The 12,823-nt window shown below is 68.1% G+C and carries 11 protein-coding genes; 6 read left to right on the top strand and 5 right to left on the bottom strand.

Annotation, left to right across the window (positions count from 1 at the left end):
* Nucleotides 1-355: 355 nt before the first annotated feature.
* The gene (locus ABT294_RS18570; RefSeq protein WP_350807080.1) at nucleotides 356-505 is read right to left on the bottom strand and encodes a hypothetical protein; all 150 of its coding nucleotides are present in this window, start codon (nucleotides 503-505) and stop codon (nucleotides 356-358) included.
* A gap of 42 nt (nucleotides 506-547) precedes the next feature.
* On the opposite strand from ABT294_RS18570, the gene ABT294_RS18565 reads away from it, so the two are divergent.
* Nucleotides 548-1,120 carry a TetR/AcrR family transcriptional regulator gene (locus ABT294_RS18565; protein ID WP_350807078.1) on the top strand — a complete coding sequence of 191 codons (573 nt, stop codon included), beginning with the start codon at nucleotides 548-550 and terminating at the stop codon, nucleotides 1,118-1,120.
* Between the two features lie 231 nt (nucleotides 1,121-1,351).
* Nucleotides 1,352-1,924, top strand: coding sequence for a GNAT family N-acetyltransferase (locus ABT294_RS18560; protein ID WP_350807077.1), 573 nt, complete (start codon nucleotides 1,352-1,354; stop codon nucleotides 1,922-1,924).
* 103 nt (nucleotides 1,925-2,027) lie between these two features.
* On the opposite strand, the gene ABT294_RS18555 is transcribed toward ABT294_RS18560, so the two are convergent.
* From ABT294_RS18555 to ABT294_RS18545, 3 genes are all read right to left on the bottom strand, one after another.
* Entirely contained in the window at nucleotides 2,028-2,309 is a 282-nt protein-coding gene (locus ABT294_RS18555; RefSeq protein ID WP_350807075.1) for a hypothetical protein, read from the bottom strand.
* A 317-nt stretch (nucleotides 2,310-2,626) separates the two neighbouring features.
* Nucleotides 2,627-4,303 carry a cytochrome bc1 complex cytochrome b subunit gene (gene qcrB, locus ABT294_RS18550; RefSeq protein ID WP_350807074.1) on the bottom strand — a complete coding sequence of 559 codons (1,677 nt, stop codon included), beginning with the start codon at nucleotides 4,301-4,303 and terminating at the stop codon, nucleotides 2,627-2,629.
* Nucleotides 4,281-4,826, bottom strand: a complete 546-nt coding sequence (locus ABT294_RS18545; protein ID WP_350807073.1) for a sulfite exporter TauE/SafE family protein — start codon at nucleotides 4,824-4,826, stop codon at nucleotides 4,281-4,283. Before ABT294_RS18545 ends, qcrB begins: the two co-directional genes overlap by 23 nt.
* A 683-nt stretch (nucleotides 4,827-5,509) precedes the next feature.
* Here ABT294_RS18545 and ABT294_RS18540 point away from each other — a divergent pair.
* The 4 genes from ABT294_RS18540 (at nucleotide 5,510) to ABT294_RS18525 (ending at nucleotide 10,378) form a co-directional block, all read left to right on the top strand.
* On the top strand, nucleotides 5,510-7,666 hold the full coding sequence (locus ABT294_RS18540) for a prolyl oligopeptidase family serine peptidase (protein WP_350807070.1): 2,157 nt from the start codon (nucleotides 5,510-5,512) through the stop codon (nucleotides 7,664-7,666).
* 100 nt (nucleotides 7,667-7,766) lie between these two features.
* Nucleotides 7,767-8,603: a GNAT family N-acetyltransferase gene (locus ABT294_RS18535; RefSeq protein ID WP_350807068.1), complete on the top strand. Its 837-nt coding sequence runs from the start codon at nucleotides 7,767-7,769 to the stop codon at nucleotides 8,601-8,603.
* A gap of 327 nt (nucleotides 8,604-8,930) precedes the next feature.
* Entirely contained in the window at nucleotides 8,931-9,389 is a 459-nt protein-coding gene (locus ABT294_RS18530; protein WP_350807066.1) for a hypothetical protein, read from the top strand.
* A 194-nt stretch (nucleotides 9,390-9,583) separates the two neighbouring features.
* Nucleotides 9,584-10,378 carry a class I SAM-dependent methyltransferase gene (locus ABT294_RS18525; protein WP_350807064.1) on the top strand — a complete coding sequence of 265 codons (795 nt, stop codon included), beginning with the start codon at nucleotides 9,584-9,586 and terminating at the stop codon, nucleotides 10,376-10,378.
* A 282-nt stretch (nucleotides 10,379-10,660) separates the two neighbouring features.
* On the opposite strand, the gene ABT294_RS18520 is transcribed toward ABT294_RS18525, so the two are convergent.
* Complete coding sequence (locus ABT294_RS18520) at nucleotides 10,661-12,781, bottom strand: hypothetical protein (protein WP_350807062.1); 2,121 nt, start codon at nucleotides 12,779-12,781, stop codon at nucleotides 10,661-10,663.
* Nucleotides 12,782-12,823: the final 42 nt, after the last annotated feature.

The raw sequence follows: 12,823 nt of genomic DNA, 5'->3' as shown, positions 1-12,823 counted from the left end.
CCGCTGGCCAGGCGGACCTTGTTGATCGGCGCCTGCTCGCGCAGCCGTTCGTAGGCGGTAGGCGGGGCGAACGGGCAGCCCCGCTCGACCGGCAGCTCCAGGTCGGCGCGTTCGCCGGCGACGCTCTTCGTCATGAATGACCTCCCTTGAGTTTGTTCGGGGCTCTTCGGGGGTGAAGCCAGCCGCGGCTATGGCGCCACCGGTGTTCATCGCAGCGTGAGCGAGGTCTCGGATGCGATGCGAAAGATGTAACAGCCACCGAGTGTGACCTGCGTCTCTGTTCGGCACCGGGCCGCGCCGCTTCCGCAGTGAGCGCGGCCAGGTCCCGCTGCGCGGCGTACGCCCCAGGCCCGCGTCACCGTCGCACGGGCAGCTCGAGCGGGAAGCAGGATCGCGACAACGCGCGGTAGGCGTCGATGCCGAACTGTTGACGCCATTTGATCAAGGCGCTGTCGGCGAACGCTTCGTGAAGATCGAGATGCTCTTCTTGGTGTATACGAACCATACGATGCCGTATAAACGGCGGAAGTCCGAGAAGGGGCACATCATGGGCAGGGCGCGCACACCACGCGGCGAGTGGATCGAGGAGGGGCTGCGGGCCCTGGCCACCGGCGGCGTGGACGCGGTGCGGATCGAGTCGCTGGCCAAGGCGCTCGGCGTTACCAAGGGCGGGTTCTACGGGTACTTCGCCGACCGCGACGCGCTGCTGGAAGCGATGCTGGACACCTGGGAACGCGAAAGCGTCGACGAGGTGCTCGACCACATCGACCGCGCGGGCGGCGACGCCCGGTCAAAGATCCGGCTGGCCGGACAGCTCACCCTCTCCAGCGACCGCCTGCTGCCCATCGACCTCGCCGTGCGGGACTGGGCGCGCCGCGACGCGCAGGTCGCCGCACGTCTGCGCCGAGTCGACAACCGACGCATGGACCTGCTGCGCGAGCTCATCGCCACCTTCTGCACCGACCCCGACGAGATCGAGGCCCGCAGCCTGCTCGCCTTCTGCATGCGCATCGGCAACCACTTCCTCGCCGCCGACCACGGCGACCGGAGCCGCGCCGAAGTCATCGACCGCGCCGCCGACATCCTGCTCGATCGCCCCCACGACCACCATCACCCCTGACCGACGTCGCGAGCCCACCGAAGCGCGTCGTCCGACGTGAGCGTTTCGCCCCTTCGGCGAACGGGTCGGGGAACGCGTCTCGATCGGCACCCGCAGGGTGACGATCTTCGGATGCGGCGGGAGGGGTAGGCACCGAGTTTCGATGCACGCAACAGGTCGGCCTCCTGTCCGCCGGAGAGGGAACCGAAACCCCTTTGCCGGGAATGCCCCCTGCTCGGCACACTCGGAGCCATGCACATCCTGTCGTTCCCCGAAGCGGCCACCCCTGCGGAGCTGCTGCTCCAGGTCCGGGACCTCCAGCAGGAAGCATGGCCATCCCCAACGCCCGGCAACGGCCGGTTCAACCATGACCCGGCCCTGCTCCCGATGTCGATGTTGCTCGTGGACGATGGGACCGTCCTGGCAGCCCTGGACATCCTGTCCAAAGAGATCACCCATGCCGACCGGCGCTACCAGGCGGCCGGGTTGAGCACCGTGGTCGCCCGCAAGGCCGTACGCGGACGGGGGCACGGCCGTCACCTGGTGGCGGCCGCGCATGCGGCGATGGCCGAAGCCGGCTTCGACATCGGGTTGTTCACCTGCGACCGGCCACTCCAGAGGTTCTACGAGAGCGCGGGCTGGCAGCCGTTGCCCGGCACGGTCCTGATCGGAGGGACCCCCGAAACGCCCTTCCCGAGCGACCGACCCGGCTTCGACAAGGTCACCATGGCCGACTTCTTCTCGGTCGAGAGCAAGGAGAACCGGCTTTCGTTCCACCACTCTCGCATCGAGCTTTACCCGGGGGAGATTGACAAGCTGTGGTGACTCTCCGAGGTCGTGCCCACTCCCCCGTGCGGTGCCCTCGATGCTCCGTTGAAGGGCGTTTACGCAGGTCCTGGGCCGAACGAGGGCACGCGATCGCGGATTCTCAGCCGTCCCTGCCAGGCTCCTCAAGCGGTCCGGCCGATCGGCTGACCGGCGGTGTGAGCATCGGCTTCTCGCGCAGTCGTTCCTCCAGCTTCCTTTCCAGTCGACGCAGTGTCGCTCGCGTCTCCTTGTTGAGTCGCGGCACCTGCATGACCTGATCCAGCGCGAACGCGGCCTCGGAAAGGTGGCCGTGGTTGATCAGCCACCGGATGAAGTCGTCACTGCCCCACCAGCGTCCGTTACGCCAGTAGGCCGTCAGCGCGTCGCCGAGGTCGGTTGCCATGCGGGGGTCGGTATGTGGGACGTCTGGTGGTGGGGCAGGGACGTCCCCGTTGCTGGTGTTTTTGGCCGTCTTGAACCGTGCCCAGAACCCCATATGCGCCCCTCGCCGTCGGGTACCGAGACTTGTGCCATCAAAACGGACGGTACGAAGCCCGGGCCGGGACAGCCAGGCATGGCTGGCTGACGTCGAGGCGATGTTGTCCTGCCCCTCTCGATCATGCCGCCCGGCGTCCCCGGACCGGCGGCTCGTGGCCCCAGGATCCGGAACGGCCGGTCGGCTCGTCTCAGCGAAGGGATGCCGCGCTGATAGCCCTGCCGTCACCTCGTTGCGCGGTCATCACCCGGCGCCTCGTCGGACGATGTCGTGCCGTGCTGACCTTTGCCGATCGCGGCGTGCTCCTCCTCGTGTCCGCGGCCCTCCTCGAGAGGGACCTTCTCCCCGCCGTACGCCTTGGACATACGGGCGCGCAGCCTGCCCAGCGGGCCGCGCATCCCCTTGGGCGGGATACCCGCGCGGTCTTCGGAGACCGGCAGCATCAGCACCGGCTCCTTGCCCCGCATGTGCGCCTCGACGTCCTCCGACGCCGGCGCGTGCACCTCGATGAACTCGCCGTGCGGCAGCCGCTTGATCACACCGGACTCCACACCGTGCGAGACCATCGCGGAGTCGGACCGCTGCAACCCCAGGCACATCCGGTAGGTGATCACGTACGCGAGCGCCGGCGCGAGGAAGATCAGCACGCGACCCGCGTACGTCGTCACGTTGAGGCTGATGTGGAAGTTCGCCGAGATCTCGTCGTTGGCGCCCAGCAGCCACAGCACACCGTAGAACGCGATGGCCGACATGCCGATCGCGGTGCGGTGCGGGTTGTTGCGCGGACGGTCGGCCACGTGGTGCTCGCGGCGATCGCCCGTGACCCAGCGCTCCAGGAACGGATACAACGCCAGGCCCGTCATGATGATGCCCATCGGCACCAGCGCCGGGATGATCACGCTCAACGGCAACGTCCCAGCGTGGGACGTGCCGAACAGGTTGATCTCCCACGACGGCATGATCCGCAGCGCGCCCTCGAGGAAGCCCATGTAGAAGTCGGGCTGCGACCCCGCCGAAACGTCGGCCGGTGTGTACGGGCCGAACAACCAGATCGGGTTGATCTGAGCGAACGTCGCAAGCCCGGCGACCACCGCGAACGTGAACAGCGTGAACGCGCCCGCCTTGGCCATGAACGCCGGATAGAACGGCGCGCCCACCACATTCCGGTTGGTCCGCCCTTTACCCGGCATCTGCGTGTGCTTCTGCACCCACATCAGCACCAAGTGGGCCGAGATCAACGCCAGCAGGATGCCCGGGATGAGCAGGATGTGCAGCGAATAGAACCGGGAGATGACATCCTCACTCGGATACTCCCCGCCGAACAGGAAGAAGGTGATGTAGGTACCGACCAGCGGCAACGAGATCATGACACCCTCGGTGATCCGCAGACCCGCGCCGGACAGCAGGTCGTCGGGCAGGGAGTACCCGGTCAGGCCCTCGGCCAGCGCCAGCGTCAGCAGCAGGACACCGATGATCCAGTTGAGCTCGCGCGGCTTGCGGTAGGCACCGGTGAAGAACACCCGGAGCATGTGCACCATCATGCCCGCCACGAACAGCAGGGCCGCCCAGTGGTGCATCTGCCTGATCAGCAGACCGCCGCGGACGTCGAAGCTGATGTCCAGCGACGACGCGTACGCCTGGGACATCATGACGCCCCTGAGCGGCGCGTAGGAGCCGTCGTAGGCGATCTCGGCCATGCTCGGCTTGAACCAGAACGTCAGGAACGTACCGGTCAGCAGCAGGAGGATGAACGAGTACAGCGCGACCTCGCCCAGCAGGAACGACCAGTGGTCAGGAAAGATCTTCCTCATGTTCCGTTTGAGGAAGTTGGCCGCCCCGATGCGATCGTCGATGAACCTCGAAGGACCCGCAATACTCTCAGGAATCTTGGGCGTGCTCATGCGCTCCCCTACCTGCCAGGCCGCGCCCGGAACGCCACGAGCGTAGGGCCAGCCAGATCCCCACGCCGACGCCTATGACGGCGGCCAGCACATTGATAGCCCCTTGAACGGTGTCAGAGCCATACCCGTATCCGTTGCCCAGAACGGCAATGGCCATGACAAGAGCGGCGAGAACTCCTGCCCCCAAACCCGCGGACAAACCAACACCGAACGCCCGCGCCACCCTCACAGGACCAGACGCCGGCCGTCTGGGGCGTGCGGGCCTGGCGACGCGGCCGACAATCCGATCCGGTGGATCTCCCACACGGCCCACATCGCGGCCGAAAGCCGCCCCGGCCGACGTTTCGGTGAGGCAGAACCACCTGCCGTCCTGCGCGAACAAGGTCGAGCGTGTGGCGTCCGGGCTGATAAGGAGCAGGAACCCGGTTCCCTCGGGGAAGCGCCGAATCCGGTAGCGCACGGCGGGCAGGTTCGTGTCCAGCGCATCGAGTATCTCGTCCAGTCGCTGGTCCGCCCGGTACATGACTCCTCCCCCTCCTCCAATCTTCGCACCGCGTCCGGGAGTGGTTGCAGGTGAGGGGCACATCCGCGCCCAGCCCAGCCGACGCCGCCCGCAGCGGCCACGGGGCGACCCGGCGGCGAGTTGGCCACTCTCCGGCCGATCGCGGCTAATACTCCCGTGCTTGTCGCCGGTGTAGCCGGGCGCGATGGTGGCGGCGGCGTCATGTCGACCATGGAGCCTGGTGGGCCTGCCGGTCTGGAACGACTCTTCGCTGCTCCCGCGCCGTCCGGGGCCACGCGCATCAGCGCATCGAGCTGGCGCCACCCTCGTTAACAGCAGCCTCATCAGCCCAATGCCTATCAACGCCACGAATATAGAACAAATAAACACATAAGTCTAGAGCGAGCTCGGCAAGATATCGAAAGGAGGGAATTTGTGCCGCCCATAGGTGAGCGGCGAAAGGAGGGGGCATAATGTCGCATTGAAGGAAAAATCCACCCGACTAGCTCGAGGGGGTAGTCATGTTCGGATACCTGCCAGGAGAGGTCTACAGGCCGGCTCCGCGTACGAGCGTGCGCCGCTGGTATGAAGCCATCCTGCTCGGTGAGCGGGGCTGAGTGATAGTCGGGTGCTGCGGCCGGATTCCGGCCGCAGCACTCACATAATGACAAGTTCGACGACGGTCCTCGAGGAGGGCTTTCTCCATGGCGCGACCAATTTATCCCAACGCTCAGCGCAATGGCACGGTAGAAAATCTATGCGGTTTTTCGATTTCCGACCCCTATCGCTGGCTGGAAGTCAGTGATGACGCACATGTGCGGGCCTGGGCGGCACAGCAGGATGAGTTGTTCATTGCACATCGCGCCGAATGGCCCGAAACCGAGAAATGGAGGTTTATGCTGGAGAGGTTGTCCACCTTCGGGGTCTCCGATCCACCGCTGGTGCGTGGATCGCTCATGTTCATCACCGAGCAGCTGCGTGACGATGAACAACGCCGCCTGGTCGTGGTCGACGGCACGAGGGACAGGCGCGTGCTGGTGGATCCGGTGGCGACGGATCCGTCCCGCCAAACGCGGCTGCACGCCTGGTGGCCGTCGCGTGAGGGCGAGCGGGTGGCGGTTCAGATGGAGGTCGCCGAGCAGCCTGCCAGTGACATCGTGGTGCTGGATGTCCGTACCGGCGAGGTGACGGACGGCCCCCTGCCGCGCGCACGCAACACCTCGCTCGCCTGGCTGCCGGGCGGAGACGCCTTCTACTACGTCAGCCGGGTCCCCGACGAGGAACTGGCGCCAGGCGACCAGCGGTTGCACCGGCGCGTTCGGCTGCATCGGATCGGGTCCCCGCCCGAGACCGACCCCGTGGTGTTCGGCGGCGCCGACGCCCCCGACTGCTACTACGGGCTCACCATCAGCGCCGATGGCCGCCACCTCGCGATGACGGTGGCGGACGGGCCCGCTCCCCACAATGACGTGTGGATCGCCGAGCTGACCGACCCGCAGGCTCCTCGCTTCGTCAAGACGGTGGACGGACGCTCCATCCGTGCCCACGTCCTGCCGCGTTTCCTGCCTGACGACAGCCTGCTACTGGTCACCGACTACCAGGCTCCATGTGGCCGCGTCTGCACGGCGCCCAGGCACGCCGTCGACCCGTCAGCATGGCGCACACTGGTACCCGAAGACACCCAGGCCCCCTTGGACGACTGTCTGATCCTGGACGATCCCACGCTGCCGCAACCTCTGCTGCTGGTAGCGCGCGCCCGCCACGGCGTCTCCACGTTGACGGCGCACGATCTGGCCAGTGGCCGACCACTCACCACCGTGCCCCTGCCCGGGGTAGGTGTGGCGACGTCCCTGCAGACCGAGGCCCCTCACGGACGTCACCTGTGGTTCAGCTACTGCGACGCCGCCACGCCTGCGACCGTCTACCGCTACCACGCCGCCATGGGGACGGTGGAACCCGAAGCCACCAGTACAGCGAGCAAGCCTGACTCGACCATCAGCAGCCGCACCGTTCGTTATCCGGCCGGCGACGGCACCGAGATCACGCTCTTCCTGTTCACGCCGTCTGAGGAGTTCGACGGTCCCCGCCCTACTCTCCTCTACGGCTACGGCAGCTTCGGCCTGACGATGCGTCCGCTGTACTCGCCGATGGCGGCCGCATGGGTCCACGCCGGCGGAATCTACGCGGCCGCCTGCGTGCGCGGCGGCGGCGAAGAAGGTCAACAGTGGCATGACGCCGGTCGCGGGCCGCACAAGCAGCAGACGATCAGCGACTTCAACGACGCCGCGAGCTGGCTCGTCCGCACCGGCCACACCACACCCGGCCAACTGGCGATCTATGGGATGTCAGGTGGTGGACTGCTGGTCACCGCCGCCGCCATGCGGCGCCCGGATCTGTACGCCGCGGTCATCGCCGACGGCCCACTGTGCGACATGGTGCGCTACGAGCGCTTCGGCCTTGGGGGCACCTGGACCGACGAATTCGGCACCGCCGCACAGCCGGAGCAACTCCAGTGGCTGCTCGCCTACTCCCCCTACCACCACGTCACTCCAGGAACCGCCTACCCCGCATTCCTGCTCGCCGGCGCGGTCACAGACCTGCAGACCGGTGAGGCCCACGTCACCAAGATGTGCGCGGCCCTCCAGCACGCCAGCAGCAGCGAGCGCCCCGTTCTGATGCGCCGCGAACCCGACAGCGCCCACGCCGGGTCGTGCGCGAGCAAGGAACGCGCCTTGGCCACCGACATCCTCGCCTTCGCCGGGAAGTACACCGGACTTTCACTGGAAACGCGCCACGTACCGCCGATGACCGACAACGACGCTGACAGAACACCGCAGGGCATGAGATCCGGAATGTCGTAGGCCGCTGTCGCCGGTCTCCGACGACGTGCGGTCCGGCGGCTCGCCCAGCCAGGAGACCCTAGGATGAGCCGACGACGCAAACGGTGTGAGGCGGGGGGAAGTGGCGGAATCCATCGTGCGGGCCGCGGCCGAGGATGACATGCCCGCCGTGCGGGCGGTCGCCAAGCGCTTCGGACTCCTGAAGGGCTGGCCGGCGACCCGCGACTTTCTCGACGCCGAGCGCACCTTCGGCACGCTGCTCGTCGCCCCATCGACGGACGGCCAGGCTCGAGGCTTCGGTGGCACGCTGCGCCGAGGCGCCATCACCCATCTGGGCGACCTGTTCGTGCTGCCTGAGCACCAGTCCTCCGGAGTGGGCCGCACCGTTCTGGCTGAGTTGCTGACCGGGGACGGGCCGAAGGTCACGTTCGCCTCGTCCGACCCTCGTGCGATGAGCCTGTACATCCGGTACGGGCTGCGCCCCTGGTGCCCGCTGCTCTACCTGACCGGCCCGGCCGCGGGGCTGCCCGCCCCGCCGGTCCGGGAAGCACGGCCAGAAGACGTCGCGCAGCTCGACGCCCGCGCCGCGGGCGGAGCCCGGCCGGACACTCTCGCCTGGTACGCCTCCGTGCCCGGCGTCACGCCGTACGCGACCGACCAGGGATACGCCTTCACTCGGGTGACGGACGGCGAGGTCCTGATCGGCCCGGCCGGCGGTGCGACGCCGCGGGACTGCGCGCAGGCGGTGCTCGGCGCGCTCGCCGCGGTCGGCCGAGCGACCGGTGCCGACCTGACGCCGAGCGTGGCCCGGATCGCGGTGCCAGGAGTGCACCTGCTCGTACCGACGCTGATCGAGGCCGGGTGGAGGATCAGCGACATGGACACCTTCATGGCCGACCAAACCGCCCTCGCCGTGATCGCCCCCGACCGCTACATCCCCCACCCCGACCTGGGGTAGGGGCCACTCACGGGCATCGGGCCGTCGGATGAGCCGAGGGGGTTCACCGACCGGCTCAGAGCGTTCGCCGAGCCGTACCGCGCGGTGCGGTGCGCGGCGCGGCGCGGCGCGGCGCGGCGGTGACGGAGGGCGGCGACGGAGGGCGGCGGCCAGCAGCCGGGGGCCAAGCCCGCTCGCCAGGCCGACCGGCACCCGGCACGGACGAACAAAGGTTGGCGAGGCGGCCTAAACTTCTGCCATGGACCCGCGGCAGCTCACCGTCGAAGCCTTCCAAGATCTGCCGATACCACCCGAAGCCAACCCCCCAACCGCCCCGAAGAAGTCATCATGACCATGCCTGAGAACCTCACGACCTGGCGCGACGCTCGCTACGACATGCCCGTCAGCCGGCAACTGGAGCGCTACAACGAGTTGGCCGCCAAGGACGCGTCGGCTCGCGCCCGGGTTGAGCTGGTGGCCCGGGGGACCTACGATCCCGCCCGGCATGGAGCCGATGACCGGCCTCCGCTCACCGTGGCCGAGCACATCGAGCTGCTGGCGCTGGCGGAGAGCATCGCGCGCACCGTGCGCCATCCCGCGAACGTCCACCACGCACTGCTGGCCGGGGTCACCTGGGCCGACATCGCCGGCATTGTCGACTCCGACGAGCCCACCGTCCGGCGGGACTACCAACAGTGGGCTGACGACCAGCACGACCTCAACCAGCGCTACCCGAACCTGGGCATGACCGCCGCCGAGCACACCGCCGCGACCGCCAGAGCTGCCCAGCGCGCGACGGACGCCTGAGCAGGCCGAACCCTGCTGGCAAGCCCAGAAAATGACCTGACGGAACTGCGGGGGCAGGCCAGGAATGCCCCCGCAGTTGATGAGCCGCAACCAAAGTCGGCGCTCACTGCGCCGACTAGCCCGTTGTCCCTTTCGTGCCCACTTGGTCGCTGAGTGCTGTCAGAACCACCAATCGTGTGGATAGGGTGAACGGCGTGTCGAGTGATGGGCTGTTCGCGGGGACAGGTGCCTTTTATGCGCGGTTTCGTCCCGGCTATCCGAGGCTGTTCTTCGACGATCTGGTCCGGCGCTTCGGGCTCGACGGCTCTGGACGTCTCCTTGACCTGGGCTGCGGCACCGGCCAACTGACCCTTCCGCTCGCTGAGCATGTCGCGGAAGCCATCGGCATCGATCCTGAGCCGGACATGCTCGCCGAGGCCGCCCGGCAGGCACGCGCAGGTGCCGTTGGCAATGTGACCTGGGTGCGTGGTACTTCAGCAGACTTGCCGGGTGAGTTGGGACGGTTCCGGCTGGCGACCATGGGCCGCTCATTCCACTGGATGGATCGTGAGCAGGTGCTGGGAGCGCTGGCCGGCATGGTGAAGGACGAGGGCGGCGTGGTGATCGCCAGTGACGGTTGCCTGGCGCGACCGATCACCCCCTGGCAGCACGCCATCGAAGAGGTGCAGCACCGATTCCTGGGCCCGCTTCCCCAGGCCAGTGCGGGCACGCTGGTCGAGCCGCATGAAACAGTGCTGGCTCATTCACCGTTTCCGGACGTTGCCCGAGTGGTCTATGAATTCGAGCGATCCTGGACGGTGGACCGAATCATCGGCTACTTGTACTCGACTTCGCTGCCGCTGCGGCGACTGCTCGGCGATCGACGACCCACCTTCGAACGGGAGATCACCGACGCTCTGCTTGCAGCCGATCCAAGCGGACACTTCGTCGAACCAGTGAGCCTCCACGTGCTGATAGCCCGGAAAAGTGCCTCTCGCCCTGCCCGGTGAGGCCAGTTCCCCGAGCTTCGGTTGCACGGTGAGGAGGCCCGCGCCGCAGCCGAGGCCGGGCGGCATGGCCCAGGCCGAGCGCCGGCGCGGGTGCGGGTGCGGGTGGCTTGGGCCGCCCTGTGCGGGTCGCGCTTGTCGCCGCCGGTGATGATGGAGATCACCGCGCTCGCCCGGCGCTCGCTTCGCCGTCCACCGAGGCGGGGGCGGACAGCGAACTCTGGTCCGGCTCGGGCGGCGGCGGTTCTCGGCGCCGCCGCCCGAGCCGGCCGGGACGGCGTACGATCAGGCCGGGCGCCAGCTGTAGACCAACACCTTGTTGAACAGGTCGTCCTCGACCGTGATCTGATACGAGCCGTCCGATCGCTTGAAGGCGTTCAGGCCGTACGGGATGTCGACCCACCCGGTGCGTGAGACCCCGCCGACGTTCGCCCCCGGCAGCCAGTTGCCCGCCGCCGCCCCGTCGGCGGCGCGCCAGGCCCACACCTGGCCGCGGGTGGTGACGCCACAGCTGAAGATGTAGTCACCGGCTGGGGCCCAGGACACCGTGGAGACCGGCGGCGTCGCCGTCGTGTCCCAGGGCAGCAGGATGGTCCAGGTCGGCGTGGTGTTGCCGGTGCTCCACCTGTCGTAGCGGGCCAGGACCTTGCCGCACTCCTTCCAGCACGCGTTCTCGAACGGCTGGGCGGCTGTGTACCCGGACATGTACATGACGTCCGTGGCGACGTCGTAGTGCAGCCGCCGGACGACGGTGAACGGCTGCGGCAGCGGGATCGTCACCCGGCTCGTGTAGTCGTACATCGGGTTGAGCTGGCTGTCGAAGCCCTGCATCGGGTAGCGGCGCAGGTTGCGGTCGCCGCCCTCCCAGATGTCGCCGCGGTCGTCGACGAACCACACCCAGCAGTTGCTCGGCGAGTTCGCGCCGGTCCCGGTCTGGAGGTACTCCTCGGCGCTGAACTTGCCGTCGCCGTTCATGTCCCGCCAGATCCACTCGCCCACCGCGGGCTGGGCCGGGGGCCAGGCGGGGTCGTCGCCGGTCCAGTGCGCCTTGAAGATGGCGCCGGACGGCTTGGCGATCTCCCCGTCGTAGCGGTAGATGAGCAGGTGCGAGGAGTACATGCCGGTCGCGTACATGTACAGCCTGCCGTTGAGGCGCTTGTGGAACGGCGAGGTGAAGTGGTGCTGGTGCCCGGTCAGGAACAGGCGCGCGTCCTGCGGGTACTTCACCGAGTCCAGCGAGTGGCCCACCCAGGTCGCGTTGCTCCCCGGCGGCTTGGTGTAGTCCATCCGGTAGTGGTTCTGCTGGCTGCGGATACGGATCCCGTCGGCGGCGGGAGAAGGGTCGAAGTCGGCCGAGGTGACGAACTCGGCGCCCATCAGCTGCCACACCAGGTTCCCGTTCGGGTCGTACTTGCGCAGCCATGAGCCGAACTCGCACATCGAGACGTACACGTTGCCGGCGGAGTCGCCGCCGACCCCGGTGATGCCCCACAGCTTGCCGGGGGTGACCGCGCCGGGTGTCCCCGACCCGATGCCGCCGGCCTGGCCCAGGCTCCTGGACCTCGCCGGGGTGGTGGCTGACAGGTTGGTGTAGGTGTGGACCTGGCGCAGCGGGCCGTTGTCGCCGACGAGCAGGTTGCCGTCGCGGTCGACGGCCAGCGAGGTGGGGATCCAGTCCGGCGACGAGCCGGCGATGGTGCCCGGCAGCGCCGTGCCGGTGTTGGAGAAGTGCAGGATCTGGGCGGGCTTGGCCGGATCGACGTGCCAGAAGTGGCCGTCGTTGGTGTCCCGGGTGATGTTGGCGACGACCCAGATGTCTCCGGTGGCCTTGTTGACCGCCACCGCGCCCGGTCGGTTGACGCTCCACGAGCGCAGCAGCGTCCCGGTCGCGGCGTCGAAGACCAGGACGCGGTTCTGCGCCCGGTCGGTCGCGATCACCTGGGTGTCGGTCGCGGCCGCGGCGGCCGGCGGGCTGCCGACGTCGAACGTGCGCGAGGTGGAGGCGCCGGCCAGGGTGAAGGCGGTCAGGCCGTTGCCGATGGTCAGGTAGGCGTTGGTGCTGTTGACGGCGACCGCGTCCCCGTTGGCCCGCTGGCAGTTGCCGGTCAGGTGGCCGTCCTTGTAGATGCCCGCGTAGTTGCCTGCCTCGTCCCAGAAGCTGACCGTGTAGACCGTCCCGTCTCCGGCGACCGCGATGTTGAACACGAAGTCCTGCATCCACTCGGTGGCGCCGGAGTAGGTGTTGCCGACCCAGGAGGTGGTGACGCTTGGAGCCGCGCTGTTCGGGGCCGCGGCCTGCGCCGGCCCGCTGCCTGCTGACAGCGTGGAGCCGAGGCCGGTGACGAGGACGGCGCCGCCGCCGTGGATGAGTGCCTGCCGACGGGTCATGCCTTGCTTGTCGTCCATGACCAGAATCCCTTTGTTCCGGGCAATGGGCGTCGTCAAGTG

Source organism: Nonomuraea sp. NPDC000554, from assembly GCF_040300065.1.
Taxonomy (GTDB): domain Bacteria; phylum Actinomycetota; class Actinomycetes; order Streptosporangiales; family Streptosporangiaceae; genus Nonomuraea.
This window is presented reverse-complemented; position numbering and strand designations above follow the sequence as displayed.

Bases quoted from the DNA above. Each gene is read 5' to 3' on its own strand.
- ABT294_RS18570 (WP_350807080.1), bottom strand. From the start codon at position 505: ATGGTTCGTATACACCAAGAAGAGCATCTCGATCTTCACGAAGCGTTC.
- ABT294_RS18565 (WP_350807078.1), top strand. From the start codon at position 548: ATGGGCAGGGCGCGCACACCACGCGGCGAGTGGATCGAGGAGGGGCTG.
- ABT294_RS18560 (WP_350807077.1), top strand. From the start codon at position 1,352: ATGCACATCCTGTCGTTCCCCGAAGCGGCCACCCCTGCGGAGCTGCTG.
- ABT294_RS18555 (WP_350807075.1), bottom strand. From the start codon at position 2,309: ATGGCAACCGACCTCGGCGACGCGCTGACGGCCTACTGGCGTAACGGA.
- qcrB (WP_350807074.1), bottom strand. From the start codon at position 4,303: ATGAGCACGCCCAAGATTCCTGAGAGTATTGCGGGTCCTTCGAGGTTC.
- ABT294_RS18545 (WP_350807073.1), bottom strand. From the start codon at position 4,826: ATGTACCGGGCGGACCAGCGACTGGACGAGATACTCGATGCGCTGGAC.
- ABT294_RS18540 (WP_350807070.1), top strand. From the start codon at position 5,510: ATGGCGCGACCAATTTATCCCAACGCTCAGCGCAATGGCACGGTAGAA.
- ABT294_RS18530 (WP_350807066.1), top strand. From the start codon at position 8,931: ATGACCATGCCTGAGAACCTCACGACCTGGCGCGACGCTCGCTACGAC.
- ABT294_RS18520 (WP_350807062.1), bottom strand. From the start codon at position 12,781: ATGGACGACAAGCAAGGCATGACCCGTCGGCAGGCACTCATCCACGGC.